This is a genomic window from Mesorhizobium sp. WSM4847 (genome assembly GCF_055811335.1).
On record NZ_JBVVPY010000010.1, the window covers coordinates 64,445 to 81,843 of the forward strand.

The window sequence follows — 17,399 nt, forward strand, 5'->3', positions numbered from 1 at the left end:
CATGGGGCACAGCGACGTCGCCTATTTCGGCATACGCCATCACGGGCCGGGTTCCGCCGACAGCCTTGTGCAGGCATTGCAGGATTTGCAGCCGGTCGCCGTGCTGATCGAGGGGCCTATCGATGCCTCCGCGCTGCTGCCGTTGCTGGCCCGCCCGGAGATGCAGCCGCCGGTAGCACTGCTTTGCTATCCGGAGGAGGATCCGGCTTCGACAAGCTTCTGGCCATTCGCCGAGTTCTCGCCGGAATATCAGGCGGTCCTTTGGGCCGTGGACAACAAGGCGGCGTTGCGCTTCATCGACCTGCCGTCGTCGGCGCGCTTCTCGGAAGCGGCGGTCGACGGCGCGGAAAAAGTCGATGCTGACGATGCGAAGGAGTCAAGCAAGCGTGATGATGTGGCTCCGCATCGGCGTGATCCGATAGGCACGCTGGCCCGCGCCGCCGGCTATGAGGATGGCGAAAGCTGGTGGTCGGACATCATCGAGCAGAATCCGGAACCAGGCCCCATATTCGCCGCCATCTCCGACGCGATGATAACGCTGAGGGATGGTGAAGGCTCGATCGCGCAGTTCGAGGCCCAGCGCGAAGCGCATATGCGGCTCGAAATCGCTGCGGCGCGCAAGGAATTCGACGGACCTATCGCCGTCGTCTGCGGGGCGTGGCATGTGCCGGCACTGCAGGCGACACACATGCAGAAAAACGATCAAGCCCTGCTTAAGGGGATTGCAAGGCGCAAGAGCACGATGACATGGGCGCCGTGGACGGGACCGCGTCTGGCGCTGGGCTACGGCTATGGCGCGGGCGTCCTCGCACCCGGCTGGTGCAAGCATCTCTGGCGCACGCGCGGCCGGCGCGATGCAGCAACCTTGTGGCTTGCAATGATTGCAGCGGTGCTGCGGGTGAAGGGTCACCTGGTCTCGACTGCTTCGCTGATCGAAGCGGAGCGGCTCGCCCGCACGCTCGCCGCGATTCGCGAGCGGCCGAAACCCGGGTTTGAGGAATTGCGCGACGCCGCAATTGCGGCTCTGTTCAATGGCGAAACGTTGCTGTGGGCCGTGGTCGAGGCCGAGCTGCTTCTAGGTGCGGACGTCGGCGAAATTCCATCCGACACGCCGTTGGCGCCGTTGATCGAGGATCTGCAGCGCAACCAGAAGGCGGCGCGGCTGAAACCTGAAGCGCTGGAGCGGGAACTATCCGTCGACCTGCGAAGCGACAGCGGGCTGTTTCGTTCGACATTGCTGCATCGGCTGAACGTGCTTGGTGTGCATTGGGGCAGGTTGACGGACGCCGGTCGCAGCCGTGGCACGTTCCGCGAGCGGTGGACCCTGGCCTGGGAGCCGGAATATGCCGTTCGCCTGGTGGAGAACCTGATCTACGGGCCGACCATCGAAAAGGCTGCCAACGGCCGCCTGATACAGATGATCGAAGCCGCAGCAACCCTCGATACGCTTGCGGCACTGGTCCAGGGCGCCATCACGGCAGGCCTGTCGGAAGCATCGACCGCCGGTTTCACGGCCCTGGAGGCGCGCGCGGCGCGCAGCAGCGAATGCCTGGAGATTCTGGCCTCGGTGCCGCCGCTCGCCGACATCATCCGCTACGGCGAGGCGCGCAAAACCGAGACGAACCGGCTTTCCGGCCTCATGGAGCGGCTGATCGTCGAAGGTGCGATCGCGCTTCCCTATGCGGCACGCGACCTGGATGAGCAGGCCGCCGCGACGCTGGCTAGAGCGATGCGCAAGGCCGATGAGGCAATCAGGCTGGTCGAGCCCGGGGAAGACGTGCTGAACGGATGGCGCAACGGGCTGGCTGCCGTTCTCGAGGGGTCGCGGGCGACGGCGCTATTGGCCGGATGCGCCGCGCACCTGCTCTACGAGGCCGGCCGCCTGTCCGCCGAAGCCGCAGCCGAGCTGCTCGGGCGACGCCTGTCGCCGGGCACGCCAGTCGCCGAGGCGGCGAGGTTCTTCGAGGGCTTCTTCAGCACAGCGGGTCAACGGCTGATCTATGACGAAGGTCTCCGCAGCGCGGTCGATTCCTGGCTCAAATCTCTCGACGAAGATGCTTTCATCGCGCACCTGCCGTTGCTGCGCCGCGTCTTTTCCAATCTGGACAGCATGGAGCGCCGGCGACTGATCGAAGCGGTTCTCGGCCGTGCCGCGCGCTTGCCGGCTGGCCTGACGCCGACGCCGGATGGCGGCGAGGCATGGCGCCGACACCTGGAACGGCTTGGACCATTGCTGAGGGGAGGAAGCGGCAATGGATGACGAGGGCGAAATGAACGGGCCCGGCCGACTCACTGCAGATGCCGGAAGGGAGCGCCGCTGGCGCCTGGCGATCGGCGCCGATGACGAGGCGTCGGCGGCACTTTCCAGCGACGACAAACGACTTTCGGCGGCACTCGATGCTCTCTACGGCGATGGTGCCAGCGCGGCGGCCAGTGACCCGCGCAAGCGGCGTGGCGGGCTTGGCCGCTCGGCACCGCGCGTTGCGCAATGGATGGGGGACATTCGCTCCTTCTTTCCCGCGCAGGTCGTTCAGATCGTCCAGAAGGACGCTTTCGAACGGCTGGACCTGAAGCAGATGCTGATGGAGCCGGAGTTCCTCAAGGCGATCGAGGCGGACGTCAACCTGGTCGCCGACCTGATTTCGCTGCGTTCGGTCATGCCGGCCAAGACCAAGGACATCGCACGCACGATCATCGCCGACATCGTCGCCAAGCTGATGCAGAAGCTGGAGCAGAAAACCGCCGAGGCGATACGCGGCGCGCTCGACCGATCGAAGCGCACCAACCGTCCGCGTGCGCGCGAAATCGACTGGCAGCGCACCATCTCGGCGAACCTTCGCCACTACCAGCCCGAGCACAAAACTATCGTGCCGGAGAGGCTGGTTGGTTTCATGCGCAAGCAGCGTCGGCTAGTCGACCTTGACGAAGTCGTTCTCTGCGTCGACCAGTCCGGCTCGATGGCAAGCTCGGTCGTCTACGCCTCGATCTTCGCGGCAGTGATGGCCTCGCTGCCGGTCGTGCGCACCAAGCTCGTCTGTTTCGATACGGCCATCGTCGACCTTACCGAAGAACTCAGCGATCCCGTCGAAGTGCTGTTCGGCGTGCAGCTTGGCGGCGGCACCGATATCAACCAGGCCGTCGCCTATTGCGCCGACCGTATCGAGCGGCCAACCAAGTCGCATCTGGTGCTGGTCACCGACCTCTACGAGGGCGGCAATGGCCAGGAATTGCTGCGGCGGCTGGCGGCGCTGGTTCGATCCGGCGTCAATGTCGTCGTGCTTCTGGCACTGACCGACCAAGGCCGGCCCGGCTATGATCCGGCAATGGCAGGTTCGGTTGCCGCACTTGGCATTCCGGTCTTCGCCTGCACGCCGGATCTGTTTCCGGACATGATGGCGGCGGCATTGCGCCGCGAGGATATCGGCGCCTGGGCGGCGGGAGCCGACATCAAGCTGGTTCGCGCCGAGACCGAGGCGCCCAGGGTGCGGACGACTGAGCCCCATGTTCCAGAGGGTTGCCGAACTCCTGTCGCGGCTGGAAAGCGGCTGGACAGGTCAGCGATTGTGGCCGGCAGTTCCGCTATTTAATGTCCTTCAATCCCGCATGCGCCACGGCAATGCGGGCAGCGAGCGCCGCGTTGTTGCGGACCAGCGCGATGTTGGCCTTCAGGCTGCGGCCCTGCGAAAGCTCGTTGATGCGGGCGAGCAGGAACGGCGTCAGTTCCTTGCGACCGATGCCGCGTTTTTCGGCTTCCGCCACCGCCGCGGCGATCGTGCCATCGATGAAGGCTGGATCGAGCGCATCCAGTTGCGGAATTGGATTGGCGACGAGGATGCCTGTGCCCGAGCCGATCTGCTCGTGCAGCAGCATGGCCTGCGCAATGTCCTGCGGCGTATCGAGGCGGTGATCGGCTTTAAGTCCGCTGGAGCGCGTATAAAAAGCCGGAAAGTCGTCGCTCTGGTAGGCAATCACCGGCACGCGCTGGGTCTCCAGATATTCCAGCGTTTTTGCAATATCGAGGATCGATTTCACGCCGGCGCAGACGACGGTCGTGCCGGTCTGGCCGAGTTCGGTCAGGTCGGCCGAGATATCGAAACTGGCTTCGGCGCCGCGATGCACGCCGCCGACGCCGCCGGTCGCGAAAATACCGATGCCCGCCAATGCAGCGATCCGCATCGTCGCCGAAACCGTGGTTCCGGCCGAGCCGCCGCCCACAATAATGGCGGCGAGGTCGCGCCCGGACGCCTTGACCACGTCCTTTGCCGCTGCCAGCTGCTCCAGCTCGCGGTCGTCGAGCCCGACCTTGATCTTGCCGGCGACCACCGCGATGGTGGCGGGCACGGCGCCATTCTCGCGCACCACGGTCTCGACGCCGCGGGCAGTCTCCAGATTGGCTGGATAGGGCATGCCGTGGGTGATGATCGTCGATTCCAGCGCCACCACCGCGCGGCCTTCACGAAGTGCTGCCGCGACTTCGTCGTTCAGATGGAGAAGGGAAGGTTTCATCGTTATTTCGCTTTCAGGGTTCGGCTCGCGTTCAGGGTCGTCTGGCTTCAGGCGGGAATGCGGTACATGCCGGCGGTGAGGAAGCGCGGCGACAGGTCGGGATGGACGCTGGATTCGCTCTCGGTGGTCAGCGTGGCGAGCAGCGCGCCGGTGCGCACTGCATCGAGCACGGGATCGCCCGAAAGCACCTTGTACATGGTGCCGGCAATCATCGCGTCGCCGGCGCCGGTGATGTCGACGGCGCGGGCCGGGACGGAACGCATCGTTGCCACGCCGCCTTCGGTCGCGACCGCAAATCCATGCGCGCCCATGGTCACGATCACCTCGCTGGCGCCGGCCACGCGCAGCGCCGCCGCAGCCTCTTTCGGCCTTAGCCGCTTGTCGGCATCGGTGATGCCAAGCATCGTATTGGCCTCGTCATGGTTGGTGAACAAAAGGTCGATGCCGGTCAGGTCCTTCGGCAGGCGCGCCGATTTCGGCGACGACACCGTGTCGACGGCGAGCTTGAAGCGCGCGCCCTGCTTGCGTGACATCAGCGCCGCGATCGTCGCGGCCGGCAGGTTGCAGTCGATGAACACCCAATTCGCCGAAGCCAGATGCGGCCAGAAACGGTCGAGACAGGATGGCGAAAACAGATCGAAGATCTCCATGTCGGCGATGCCGAGCACGAGATCGTTGTTGAGATCGAGGATAGCCGCATATTCCGCCGTCGGCCGCTCCGTTGACGTGATGACCTGGCTGACGTCGGCGCCGAGGTCGCGCAGATGCCGCACCAGCGAGCGGCCGGTCTCGTCGTCGCCGACAATCGAAACGAAGCTTATGTCGACGCCGAGGCGGATAAGGTTCTCGGCGACGTTGCGGGCGACGCCGCCGAAGCTGCGGTAGCCGGCGACCGGGTTCGACGTCCCGAAGATCAGATCCTTCCTGGCGTGGTACTTGCGGTCGAGGACGGCGCCGCCGATGCAGATCATGCGCTTGGAGGCCGGCAAGACATAGCCGCGACCAAGAATGTAGCCCTTGTTGACGAGCTGCACGATGTGGGCCGCGACGGTCGAGCGGGCAATGCCGAGCGCGGTCGCTATATCCTGCTGGCCGGCGAACGGGTTCGCCGCAATGAGATCCAGCACTGCCTGTTCCTGTGCTCCAAGGTCGTCCATCGCCTCACCCCGGCCCGCCCAATTCATGTTGATCTTTGAACAACAACAGATGATGCTGTCAACGTTTGTTTGGCTGGCGAGCTTATCAATGCCAGTCGCTGGTACTGGTCAACGCCCGGCGCCGCATCACATTACTTGTTGCCGATGGCAAGAAGTTTGAAAGCAGGCGGATGAACGAACAGGAATTGATGGCGGACCTGGAGCGGCTGGTTTCCGAGGATCGGAGCCCGAGGACGATGGATATCGACCTGCTGCCGACCATCGAGATTCTGCGCCTGATCAATGACGAGGACAGCGGCGTTCCGGCCGCCGTCGAGAAGGTCATTCCGGAAATTGCTGCCGCGGTAGACCGGATCGTTGGTGCGTTTCAAAAAGGCGCGCGGCTTGTCTATATGGGCGCCGGCACGAGCGGCCGGCTGGGGGTTCTCGACGCCTCGGAGTGTCCGCCAACATTCGGCGTGCCCGAGGGCATGGTGCTCGGCCTGATCGCGGGCGGCCCGAATGCGCTGGTGCGGGCTGTGGAAGGCGCCGAGGATGATCCGCAACAAGGCATCAAGGCACTGCAGGACATCAAGTTGACCGTCGACGATGTGGTGGTCGGCATCGCGGTCAGCGGCCGCACACCCTACGTCATCGGCGGCTTGACCTATGCAAAGCAGGTGGGAGCAACGACGGTGGCGCTTTCCTGCAACCCCAGGTCAGTCATTGCCGGCATTGCCGATATCGCCATCTCTCCGCTTGTCGGCCCCGAGGTTCTCGCCGGCTCGACCCGGCTGAAGTCGGGAACCGCGCAAAAACTGGTTCTCAACATGCTGACGACAGCCAGCATGATCCGGATCGGCAAGAGCTATCAGAACCTGATGGTCGACCTCAATCCCAGCAACAAGAAGCTCGTCGCCAGGGCGGTCGGGATCGTGATGCAGACCACCGGCTGCACAGCGCAGCAGGCACGACGGGCGCTCGACCAGACCGGCAAAGACGTCAAGCTGGCGATACTGGTGACGATCACCGGGATGGGCATCGAAGAGGCGCGCAAGGCGCTCGACAATGCGGGCGGGTTTTTGCGAAAGGCGATCGGCAAAAAGACGGCGTGAGCTGTCTGGATACCGGTATACCAGTATACAGGATGGATCGACTTCGACAAAGGCAGGGGCATGGGAGACCTTGCTCCCCAAACGGATCCATCCGACATCATTTCGACAGCGGGATTATCGAGATTCGCCCATCGGTCGGCGATCTCGCCAACGGAGCCTAACAAATGATGATTGCGAGAAGTGGCGAACCAATCTGGGCCGTCGGCCTGATGACCGGCACCGTGCTGGACGGCAATATCGATATTGCGCTGATCAGGACCGACGGCGAGCGGATCGCGGATTTCGGCACCTACACGCTGGCGCCCTACCCCAGGTCGATCCGCAGCCTGCTGGAGGAGACGCTGCGCCAGGCCAGGGCGTGGAATTTTGTCGGGCCGGAGCCGGCGATCTTTCGCGAAGCCGAAGAAGCGCTGACGCGCGCCCAGTCGGCGGCCGTCAAGGACCTCGTCGAAGGCTACGGGCTGACGATGGCCGATATTGGCGTCGTCGGCTTCCATGGCCAGACCGTGCTGCATCGCGCCCCGCAAACCGGCCGGCTCGGCCAGACCCGCCAGCTCGGCGATGGGGCTTTGATGCATGCCATACTGGGGACCAAGGTCGCCTATGATTTCCGTTCGGCCGACATGCGCGCCGGCGGGCAAGGGGCGCCGCTGTCGGCGGCCTACCACGCCGCGCTGCTGCGCGATGCCGATATCAGCGGCGACACGGCGGTGCTCAATCTCGGCGGCGTCGCCAACATCACCTGGTGGGACGGCAAGGACAATGTCGTCGCTTTCGACACCGGACCGGCCAATGCGCCGCTGAACGATTTCATCAAGTCGAAGGGTTTGGGTGAGATGGACCGCGACGGCGCGATTGCCCGTTCCGGAACTGTGGACGAAGCCCGGCTGGCCAAGCTCCTGCAGCATCCCTATCTGGCCAAGCCCTATCCAAAATCGCTGGACCGGTTCGATTTTGGCGCGGCCATGGCGGATGGGATGAATGCTGAGGATGGTGCCGCACTGCTGACGGCCTTCACCACCGCGGCTGTCGGCAAGGCGCTCGACCTCCTGCCGCACCGGCCAAAGCGGCTGGTGGTCAGCGGCGGCGGCCGCCACAACCCGACGGTTATGGCCATGCTCGCCAGCCGCGCCGGCGTCGAAGCGGTGCCGGCGGAGGCGCTCGGCTGGAAGGGTGACGCGGTCGAGGCGGAGTGTTTTGCCTTCCTGGCGGTTCGCGTGCTCAGGGGCCTGCCGATCAGTTTTCCGACCACCACCGGTGTGCCGCAGCCTATGCGCGGCGGACGCCTTGCCGGCTGATCAAGCCAGCAGTTTCTTCTGCAGGAAGACCCGGCTGCGACCGGCGGGAAAATCGGGAAGCACGCCGAACGGCCGATATCCCTGACGCTCATAGGCCTTGGCCGCCTGGGGATTGAAGGTGTCGATCAAGGCGCCATGACAGCCGCGTGCGCCGGCCTCCTGTTCGGCTGCGTCCAGCATCCTGCCGGCCATGTGCTGGCCGCGCAGCCGCTCATCAACCCACAGCCACTGCACATAAAGCCAGCCCCAGGCGGTGTATCCCGAGATGCCGCCGACAACCGCACGGTGCTCGTCGCGCACGAACACGGCGAGCACCTTCCTGTTGGCCGGACCGACTTCGCTGTCGTTGAACGCGCTGAGCCGCTCCCCGAGAAAAGCGAGTTCTTTCGGCGATGGGTCGGCGGTGGTTTCAAGCGTCATGTTCATCGCTTGTCCAGACAGGCTCACAGCCGGATACCCGTATACAGCGCTTCCGGACGCGTGGCACTTTCATTTGCATTTATCGAAGGAAAGGACGGGAGCGCAAGCTCTGCCGCCGCGTGGCTCCGCGACTACACGGGCCGCGGCGAATGCCACGCCGCCGCCGCAGCGGCAACCAGCATGAGCAGCGCGGCGACCACTGCTGATGCCGCAAAACCAAAGCTGGAATAGAGCGGACCGAAGGCGGTGGTGCCGACAAACACCGCGAGATAGGTCACTGCGCTGTTCAGGCCCATGATCGTGCCGCGCCGTGCAGGATCGAGCGCAGAGAGGCGCATCACCAGGACGTTCAGCCCGAAATGATTGGCAAGGCCCCAGACCGCGACCATCGCGATGGTGAGATGGAAACTACTGCCTGCCGCGGCGAGCGCGACATAGACGGCCGCGACGAGGAGATAGGCGAACGGCATGACACGTCGCGCGCCAAGTCGATCGATCACGCCGTCCAGAAGTGCCGCCATGCCGAAGCCGGCGCCATAGGCGAGCGCCGCCAAGCCGTTGGCGCTGACCGGCCGTCCCAAGCCATTGTGAAGGTGATCGCCAAGATAACCATAGACGCCGTAGAAGGCGGTCATGAAGGCGCCGCAGGCGACCAGGAGCGGCACGATGCCGGGCACGGCCAAGGCGCCGAGCGGCGTCGGCGCCGGGCCGCTTTTCCTGACGTCGCTCAACGACGTCAGCGTAAGGCCGGTCAACGCGAGCGCCGCAAGCACCGCGACCGCCCCGAAAACGGCGCGCCAATGGACGAGGTCGGCAAGCACCGCCGACAATGAGACGCCGGCGACCATGCTCAGGGTCCAGCCGGTCAGCACGACGCCGATGGTTCCGCTTTCGCGGCCAGGCGGCGCGATCGCCGCGGCGCTGGCATAGATTGCCGGCATGGCGATACCGGCGGCGATGCCGGCGACAAGCTGGGCCGTAACCAGCATCGTTACCGTCGGCGCGGCGGCGCTGGCGAGAAGCGCGATCGCCAGCAGCAGCAACGCCCCCTGCAGCATGCGGCGGGCGCCAAACCGATCGATATAGCGGGCCAGGAACAGGGCGCTTGCCGACGTTCCAAGCCCGAACGCAGCGGACGCGATCATGACGGCCGGCACGCTCGTCGCAAACGACGCGGCCACCGCCGGCGCTATCGGACCGAGAACCAGCGAGTTCGAGCCGATCACCGCGATGCATCCGGTCAAGAGATAGGCGAGCGCCGGGATAGGCGGCCTTGCCGTAAATGTTGCGACTTGATCACTGTTCGACATATGCCGATAATCGCCGTATTAAATTCTGTATCAATAAGGAATTTCACCATGGATGAAGAAACAGATGGCATTCTGCAGAACAGGCCTGCTGCCCGCGATGTCGACGCGACCGACCGAAAGATATTAGGCGTTCTGGTCGACGACGCCACGGTCAGCTATGCCGAGCTCGGTGATCGCGTCGGCCTGTCGCCGCCGGCCGCGCATGAACGGGTGAAGCGGCTTCGGCGCAGCGGCGCCATCCGCAACACCGCGGCGATCATCGATCCCAAGGCGGTGCGCAAGCCGTTGCTTGCGTTCGTGCACATCGACACCAAGGGCTGGGGAAAGACCCCCGAACTGATGGCGATCTCCGAGCATCCCGAAGTCGAGGAGATCCATTCGGTGGCCGGCGACACATGCATGCTGATCAAGGTCCGCACCGAGGACACAAGGGCGCTCGAAGGCCTGCTGTCGCGGCTTTACGAAACGCCTGGCGTGACCTCGACGCGAAGCTATGTGGTTCTGTCGACCTATCTCGAGCGGCCGGTGCAGCCCGGGATCACGACGGAATGGCCGGCGCCCCGGCACATGGCCAAGCCGCTGTATTAGCGCCGTCCAGTCAACCAAGCTCCAGGGTGGTTATCGCAAAGACACCTGACTGCGTGAGCTGCGGCGCTTTGCCCCTGTACATTCGGGCCGTTTCGAAACCGGGTCGAAGATCGGCGGACGACAGCCGAGCTGCAAATTGTCCGCTGGTCTCGGGCACGTCGAGGTGGATATTTCCGGGTCCGGAGGCGTTGGCGAGTGCCGCGAAAAGGCGGCTTGCCGCGTCCAGGCTGTTGGCAAAGAGCGGACCGATCTTGCAGCCGTCCCGGCATCGGCGCGCGACGCCATACCCCTCGATGGCGCCATCCCTGACGATCGCAAGCGCGACGTGCGGCGGGCGCAGCCAGTGTTCCAGGAAGGATTGCCTCGGAGCGGGAAAGAACCGGCTGTCGTAGTCCAGGACATCGGCTTCCGGGCCCATGACGCGAATGTCGCTGTCGGCAGTTGCCGGACCGTTCGGCGATCCGACGAACCGGATCGTCCGGTAGACCGGCGCAAAACCCATGCTGCGGTAATTGGCCTGCTGTTCGACGACACCATCGAGGCCGACCGTACGGTCGCCGAGCCGCGCCATGCCGGCATCCCAGACCGCCTTGCCATGGCCCTCACCGCGCCTGTCCGGCCGACAGATGTAGAGACCGATGAAGCCGAAATCGTCGCCATAGGCGACGGCCGAAATACCGGCCACCATCTCGCCATCGACAAAGGCGCCGATGAAGCCCTCTGGATCCGCCGCATGGAACGCCACGGCATCGCCAACACCGGGATTCCAGCCCTCCGCTGCCGCCCAGTCGACAAGGATTTTTACGTCTTCAAGTGCGAGCGTTCTGATCGTTCGGCGCATTGCCTCACTCGGCGGCTACGGTACCGGGGGCGAAGGACTTCAATGCGCCAAGATAGGGCTTTGCCAGCGGGTTTGCATAGGCGCCACGCTTGGACGTCGACAGGCCAAGCGCGATCAGTGCCTCGGCCTGCTTGACCGCGGCGCCGACGCCGTCGACGACCGGAACGCCGAACTCCCGCCGCAGCGCGGCGGCGAGATCGGCCATGCCGGCACAGCCAAGCACGATGGCCTCGGCGCGATCCTCGTCGAGCGCGCGCGCGATCTCGCCGCGCAGCTTCAGGATCGCATCGGAGGTTGGGTCTTCGAGCGCAAGAACCGGAATGTCGGCAGCGCGCACGCGTGCCCGTCCTGCCATGCCATAGCGCTGCACCAGCGCTTCGACCGGCACGCGCGAGCGCTCGGTCGTGGTGACGACGGTGAAGCGCTGGGCGATGAACGAGGCCGCGCTGAGCGCTGCCTCGCAGATGCCGATGACCGGAATGTTGGCCATGGCGCGCGCCGCATCCAGCCCAGTGTCGTCGAAACAGGCGACGATCGCAGCCAGCGCGCCCGAGCGCTCGCCGGCGGCGATCTCGACCAGAAGGCCCGGCACGGCAAGCGCCTCGTCATAGTAGCCTTCGATCGAAACCGGACCCATCGTCGAGGTGACGGCGACGATGTCCGTACCGGCGCCGGCGACCAACCGCGCCGCCGCTGCAATGGTTTCGGTCATGCTGGCGGTGGTGTTCGGATTGACGACGAGGATCTGCACTGCGGTTCTCTCAAGCTCGCGGCCGACGGCCGCCGACATAGGCGATTGCGCCGAGCGTCGCCAAAATCACCACGAAGGAAAATACCGTGGTCACGGTGCCCAGCGCATAGAGCACTGGCGTCGTCACATTCGTCGTCATGCCGTAGATTTCGAGCGGCAGCGTGTTGAACGTGCCCGAGGTCATCAGGGTGCGGGCGAACTCGTCATAGGACAGGGTGAAACCGAACAGGCTGACACCGATCAGGCTGGGCGCGATCATCGGCAGCACGACATGCGCGAAGGTCTGCCAGGAGGTCGCACCCAAGTCCCGCGCGGCCTCCTCATAGGCCGGCGAGAACCGGTTGAAGACGGCGAACATGATCAGCACGCCGAAAGGCAAGGTCCAGGTCAGATGCGCCCCGAAGGCAGACGTGTACCAGGCGGGACGAAAGCCGATCTGCTGGAAGACGACGCCGATGCCGAGCGAGATGATGATCGACGGCACGACCAGGCTGGCGACTGCCAGATAGAACAGAGCGGTGGCGCCGCGAAATTTTTGCCGAAAGGCAAGACCGGCAAGCAGCGACACGCCGACGGTGACGATCATCACCATCAGGCCAAGGATGAAGGAGCGCTTGAAGCTGCCGCCGAAATCGCCGACCGCCTGGCGTTCGAACAGATTGGCGAACCAGTGCAGCGAAACGCCGTTCAGCGGAAAGGTCAGCCCGCCATTCTCGCCCTGGAAGGACAGGATCAGGATCGCCGAGAGCGGGCCGTAGAGAAACAGCACGAAAAGGGCGAAGAAGGCCGCCAGCACGTAGAATTCAAGGGTGCGCTTGTCCCGGCTCATCGGCTCACAGCTCCTTGCGGATGTCGACGATGCGCAGGATGCCGGCGACCATCAGCAGCACCAGCACCAGCAGCACGACCGCGTTGGCGGCCGCTGCCGGATATTGCAGCAACGACATCTGGTTCTTCATCATCAGCGCGACGGATGCGCTTTGTCCGCCGGACATCACCTGCACCGTCGAAAAATCGGCCATCACCAGCGTGACGACGAAGATGGTGCCGATCGCCATGCCGGGCTTGGCAAGCGGAATGACGACGTTCCACAACACCTGCCAGCCGGACGCGCCGGCATCGCGCGCAGCCTCGATCAGCGACTTGTCGATGCGCATCAGCGTGTTGAAGATCGGCGTCACCATGAACAGCGTGTAGAGATGCACCATGGCCAGCACCACGGCGAATTCGGAGTAGAGCAGCCATTCGATCGGCTTCGGGATCAGCCCGATCTCAACCAGCGTCGAGTTGACCAGCCCGTTGCGGCCAAGCACCGGAATCCACGAGATCATGCGGATGATGTTGGAGGTCAGGAACGGCACCGTGCAGACCAGGAACAGCACCATCTGCATGGCGGTGGTCCTGACATGGAAGGCTAGGAAATAGGCGACCCAGAAGCCGACGAACAGCGTCAGTGCCCAGACGATACCAGCGTATTTCAGCGTGTTCAGATAGGTTTTCCAGGTCACCCAGGAGCCGAGCGTGTCGGCGTAGTTGATGGTCAGGAAATCCGGATACATCGCAGCGAAATCGTAATCCCAGAAGGAGACCACGGCGATCATCAGGATCGGCAGCAAAAGGAATGCGCCAAGGATCAGCGCCAGCGGCGCCGCCTGGAGGTAGGGGACGAAGCGGGCGACCGAGACGCGGCGGCGTTTGGCCGGTTTGGCCTTGATCATTCCAGGACGTTCGAGCACTGCTGTCATCAATATCTCGGTAGGCTGCGAGGCGGCCGGAGCTGCGTCCCTTCTCCCCTTGTGGGAGAAGGTGGATTGGCGCGCAGCGGCAAGACGGATGAGGGGTGTTGGAAGAAACTCAGCGTTGGCGATCCGTCCAACACCCCTCATCCGACCGAGCTTCGCTCGGCCACCTTCTCCCACAAGGGGAGAAGGCAAGAAGGCACTACGCCGCGATGAATTCGTTCCAGCGCCTCACCATGTAGCGGTCCTCGTCCATGACCGAGTTCCAGCAGGCGACCTTGCCCATGCGCTCGACGAAGGAGCCGCCGTCACGCACCGCGCCTGCCTTCTCCATGATCTTGCCGTCCGGCGCCATGATATCGCCCTTGGCCGGCTTGCCGTCGACCCAGTAGCCCCATTCGTCCTCGGACATGAACTGCTTGGCCGTGTCCATGGCGGCCGAGTAATAGCCCTGGCGGTTGAGGTAGGCGCCGACCCAGCCGGACAGGTACCAGTTGATGTATTCGTAGGCGGCGTCGAGCTCGGCGCCCTTGAGGTGCGCCGCCAGGCCAAGGCCGCCGCCCCACGAGCGATAGCCTTCCTTGAGCGGCTGGTACTTGCAGGCGATGCCCTTGGAGCGCACCGCAGCGACGGCCGGAGACCACATCGACTGGATGACCACTTCGCCCGATGCCATCAAATTGACGCTCTCGTCGAACGATTTCCAGAAGGCACGGAACTGGCCGTCCTGCTTGGCCTTGATCAGGAAGTCGATCGTCTTGTCGATCTCCTCCTTGGTCATGTTGCCCTTGTCGGCGTATTTGACGTTGCCCATGGCTTCCATGATCATCGCCGCATCCATGATGCCGATCGACGGGATATTGAGGATGGCGGCCTTGCCCTTGAAGGCCGGATCCATGATGTCGGCCCAGGTGGTGATCTCGCGGCCGACGAGGTCGGGGCGGATGCCGAGCGTATCGGCATTGTAGATGGTCGGAACCATCGTCATCCACTGCGTCGGCTGCTTGGCGAAGGTCTTGGCGTCCTGCGCCTCGACGAAGCCGACGGTATGCGGCGCGGTGCCCTGGGCGATGACGCTGTCGGGCGTCAGCTTGCCGGTGATGAACAGCGGTACGATCTTGTCATAATATTTCAGCTTCTTGACATCCATCGGCTGCATCACGCCGGACGGATAGACCTTCTTGGCGATCCAGTATTCGATGTCGGCGATGTCGTAGCTGTCCGGCTGGGTCACCGCGCGCTGGGCGGCGGCGTCGGAATCGGTCGCAGTCATTTTCAGCGTGATGCCGAGGTCGGCCTTGCACTTGTCGGCAATGGCGTTGAGATTCGACACGCCGGTGCCGAACTGGCGCAGCGTGATCGGGTTCTGCGCCCAGATCGTCGGGAACCCTGATATGGCACCCGAACCGGCGGCAAGACCGACGGCGGCAGCACCGGTCTTGAGCAGCGAGCGGCGGGAAATTCCTGTCTTGTTGTCGGTGGCGTTGGTCATGTCAGTTCCCCTGTTTTGATTGATGGTTCTGGTTCAGGAATCGAGACGGCCAAGGACGATCGCGTCCTCGGCGTCCCAGGCGATCGGCACCGCGTCGCCGACGGCGACCGGCTTGGCGAAGAAGCTGGTGTCGTCGACGATGACGGTAAAATCCTCTATGCCGGCGCCATTGACCGAGAGTTTTACGGTCGAGCCGCGGTATTCGACGTTGGAAGCGATGCCGGTAAAGCCGAGCCCGGTGGCCAGTGGGTCGCCGATCCGCACATGGTCGGTGCGAATGGCGATATCGATCGGCTCGCCGATCGCCCTGCCCTGCCCGCTGGCCGCAAGCGATGCGCCACCCGGCACATCGAAGACAACCATGCCGTCGCGGCTGCCGCTGACGCGGCCGGAGACGACGTTGTGATCGCCCATGAAGCGGGCGACGAACGCGGTGGCCGGCCGCTCGAAGACGATGCGCGGATGCGCCGCCTGCTCGATACGGCCGTCATTCATGACCACGATCAGGTCGGCGAGCGCCATCGCCTCCTCCTGGCTGTGGGTGACGTGGACGAAAGTGATGCCGAGCGAGGTCTGCAGCTTCTTCAGTTCCGCCCGCATGCGGATCTTCAGGAATGGATCGAGTGCCGATAGCGGCTCGTCGAGCAGCAGCGCTTCGGGGTCGGTGATCAGCGCGCGGGCCAGAGCGACGCGTTGCTGCTGTCCGCCCGAAAGCTGCGTCGGGCGGCGGCTGGCGTAGCCCTCCATCTGCATCAGCTTCAGCATATCGAGCGCCCTGGCGCGGCGCTCTTCCTTGCCGACGCCCTTCATCTTGAGGCTGAACGCAACATTGTCGACCAGGTCGAGATGCGGAAACAGCGCGTAGGACTGGAACATCATGGCGGTGCCGCGCCTGGCCGGCGGCAGGTCGGTGACCACCGTGTTGCCGAGACGCACGTCGCCGCTCGATATGCTCTCATGCCCGGCAATCATGCGCAGCGTTGAGGTCTTGCCGCAGCCGGACGGCCCGAGCAGGCAGCAATAGGTTCCCGCGGGGATTTTCAAGCTGATGTCTTCGACGGCAGTCGTTGCGCCATAGATCTTCGAAACGGACACGATGTCGATTTCGGCGGCTTTGGACATCCGGCTTCCTCTCTAAATCAACTTAAGCAAAGCATCATGCATGCCAGTTGCCCTAGATCGGCCTCAAACGATTGATTCCTTGGGAAAATCAGAATTGCCTCCGGCTGCCCTTCGAAACGGCATGCCTGAGAATGCACAAATTATAGGCGATCGCAGGCGATTCTCGCAAAAATCGTATGCAATCTTTTTCGGCATCGTATTCACTTTGTCCCTCGTGCAAGCGACCCGATTCAGGGTAGAAAGGTGCAGGGACGACCATCATGAATATAGCCGACCAGACTTTCCCTGCTGTCGACAGTGCCAACGAGGATCGCGCCCAGGCGATCCGCGACCAGTTGCGCGACGCGATCGTCGACCGCCGGCTGGCGCCCGGAACCAAGCTGTCGGAAGGCGAGGTCGGCACTTTATTCGATGTCAGCCGCACCGTGGCGCGCGCGGCGCTGCAGATGCTCTCCTTCGAAGGCCTGGTGCGGACCGAGCGCAATCGTGGCGCCTTCGTCGCCAACCCGTCGCCGGAGGAAGCGCGTCAGGTCTTTGCTTCGCGCCGGCTGATCGAGCCCGGCATAGCGATTGCCGCAGCCGGGCGGATGACGCCGGACCATGTCGCTGCCTTCAAGGCGCAGCTCGATGAAGAGGGCCGCTTCATTGCCGAACGCGGACCAAATGCAAGACGCTCGGAAATCAAGGCTTCGGGCGATTTTCACCTGCTGCTGGCTTCGGTTGCCGGAAACGCCATCCTCCAGCGCTTCATGGAAGAACTGGTGGCGCGGTCATCGCTGGTGATTGCGCTCTACGGCCGCTCGGGCGTCTCGAGCTGCGGCCATAGCGAACACATGAATATCCTGGAGGCGCTGGAAAATGGCAATTCCGAACGCGCCAGCGCCCTGATGCTGCACCACATCGACCATATCGAGGCCGACCTCGATCTGCGTGTCAGGAGCGGTCCGGCGCTCAGGCAGGCGCTCGAGTTCTGACGCTCAAGCAGATCGGAGGGACGCGATAACCGCGCCCTCAAAGCCGTTGGGCTCGGACCTTCAGGATCTGGTACAGCAAATCGCGGACGCGCCGCAGCCTCATCGAC

Annotated in this window: 16 protein-coding genes; 6 read left to right on the top strand and 10 right to left on the bottom strand. The window is 64.0% G+C overall.

What is annotated here, in order from left to right:
• Position 1: 1 nt before the first annotated feature.
• Positions 2–2,260, top strand: coding sequence for a DUF5682 family protein (locus AC0L28_RS16270; protein ID WP_473478695.1), 2,259 nt, complete (start codon positions 2–4; stop codon positions 2,258–2,260).
• Positions 2,253–3,587 (top strand): VWA domain-containing protein, encoded by a 1,335-nt coding sequence (locus AC0L28_RS16275; RefSeq protein ID WP_473478697.1) that lies wholly within the window; start codon positions 2,253–2,255, stop codon positions 3,585–3,587. The genes AC0L28_RS16270 and AC0L28_RS16275 overlap by 8 nt, the downstream gene beginning before the upstream one ends.
• On the opposite strand, the gene AC0L28_RS16280 is transcribed toward AC0L28_RS16275, so the two are convergent.
• Entirely contained in the window at positions 3,580–4,506 is a 927-nt protein-coding gene (locus AC0L28_RS16280) for a pseudouridine-5'-phosphate glycosidase (RefSeq protein WP_287245378.1), read from the bottom strand. The two genes, AC0L28_RS16275 and AC0L28_RS16280, sit on opposite strands and share 8 nt — an antisense overlap.
• 47 nt (positions 4,507–4,553) lie before the next feature.
• Entirely contained in the window at positions 4,554–5,663 is a 1,110-nt protein-coding gene (locus tag AC0L28_RS16285) for a carbohydrate kinase (protein ID WP_473478700.1), read from the bottom strand.
• Between the two features lie 170 nt (positions 5,664–5,833).
• Between AC0L28_RS16285 and murQ the strand changes: the two genes are divergently transcribed.
• Both murQ and AC0L28_RS16295 read left to right on the top strand, forming a co-directional pair.
• Positions 5,834–6,757, top strand: coding sequence for an N-acetylmuramic acid 6-phosphate etherase (gene murQ / locus AC0L28_RS16290; protein ID WP_473478702.1), 924 nt, complete (start codon positions 5,834–5,836; stop codon positions 6,755–6,757).
• Between the two features lie 167 nt (positions 6,758–6,924).
• The gene (locus AC0L28_RS16295) at positions 6,925–8,055 is read left to right on the top strand and encodes an anhydro-N-acetylmuramic acid kinase (protein WP_473478902.1); all 1,131 of its coding nucleotides are present in this window, start codon (positions 6,925–6,927) and stop codon (positions 8,053–8,055) included.
• On the opposite strand, the gene AC0L28_RS16300 is transcribed toward AC0L28_RS16295, so the two are convergent.
• Both AC0L28_RS16300 and AC0L28_RS16305 read right to left on the bottom strand, forming a co-directional pair.
• Entirely contained in the window at positions 8,056–8,481 is a 426-nt protein-coding gene (locus AC0L28_RS16300) for a GNAT family N-acetyltransferase (protein ID WP_473478705.1), read from the bottom strand. It lies immediately after the preceding gene.
• Positions 8,482–8,606: 125 nt separating this feature from the next.
• The gene (locus tag AC0L28_RS16305) at positions 8,607–9,785 is read right to left on the bottom strand and encodes an MFS transporter (RefSeq protein WP_473478708.1); all 1,179 of its coding nucleotides are present in this window, start codon (positions 9,783–9,785) and stop codon (positions 8,607–8,609) included.
• A gap of 48 nt (positions 9,786–9,833) precedes the next feature.
• Here AC0L28_RS16305 and AC0L28_RS16310 point away from each other — a divergent pair, with 48 nt between their 5' ends.
• Positions 9,834–10,373: an Lrp/AsnC family transcriptional regulator gene (locus AC0L28_RS16310; protein WP_123146884.1), complete on the top strand. Its 540-nt coding sequence runs from the start codon at positions 9,834–9,836 to the stop codon at positions 10,371–10,373.
• 10 nt (positions 10,374–10,383) lie between these two features.
• Here the strand turns inward: AC0L28_RS16310 and AC0L28_RS16315 are convergent, their stop codons facing one another.
• From AC0L28_RS16315 to AC0L28_RS16340, 6 genes are all read right to left on the bottom strand, one after another.
• Positions 10,384–11,214, bottom strand: coding sequence for a GNAT family N-acetyltransferase (locus tag AC0L28_RS16315; RefSeq protein ID WP_473478711.1), 831 nt, complete (start codon positions 11,212–11,214; stop codon positions 10,384–10,386).
• 4 nt (positions 11,215–11,218) lie between these two features.
• On the bottom strand, positions 11,219–12,004 hold the full coding sequence (locus AC0L28_RS16320; protein ID WP_473478713.1) for an aspartate/glutamate racemase family protein: 786 nt from the start codon (positions 12,002–12,004) through the stop codon (positions 11,219–11,221).
• Positions 11,976–12,794 (bottom strand): ABC transporter permease, encoded by an 819-nt coding sequence (locus AC0L28_RS16325; RefSeq protein WP_473478714.1) that lies wholly within the window; start codon positions 12,792–12,794, stop codon positions 11,976–11,978. Before AC0L28_RS16325 ends, AC0L28_RS16320 begins: the two co-directional genes overlap by 29 nt.
• Before the next feature lie 4 nt (positions 12,795–12,798).
• On the bottom strand, positions 12,799–13,683 hold the full coding sequence (locus AC0L28_RS16330; protein WP_473478904.1) for an ABC transporter permease: 885 nt from the start codon (positions 13,681–13,683) through the stop codon (positions 12,799–12,801).
• A gap of 223 nt (positions 13,684–13,906) precedes the next feature.
• A complete protein-coding gene (locus tag AC0L28_RS16335) occupies positions 13,907–15,196 on the bottom strand; it encodes an ABC transporter substrate-binding protein (RefSeq protein WP_473478715.1) in 1,290 nt (429 codons plus the stop codon).
• 33 nt (positions 15,197–15,229) lie between these two features.
• Entirely contained in the window at positions 15,230–16,318 is a 1,089-nt protein-coding gene (locus AC0L28_RS16340; protein WP_236387832.1) for an ABC transporter ATP-binding protein, read from the bottom strand.
• A gap of 260 nt (positions 16,319–16,578) precedes the next feature.
• Here AC0L28_RS16340 and AC0L28_RS16345 point away from each other — a divergent pair, with 260 nt between their 5' ends.
• Positions 16,579–17,292, top strand: a complete 714-nt coding sequence (locus AC0L28_RS16345; RefSeq protein ID WP_023800160.1) for a GntR family transcriptional regulator — start codon at positions 16,579–16,581, stop codon at positions 17,290–17,292.
• The last annotated feature ends 107 nt before the right edge of the window (positions 17,293–17,399 follow it).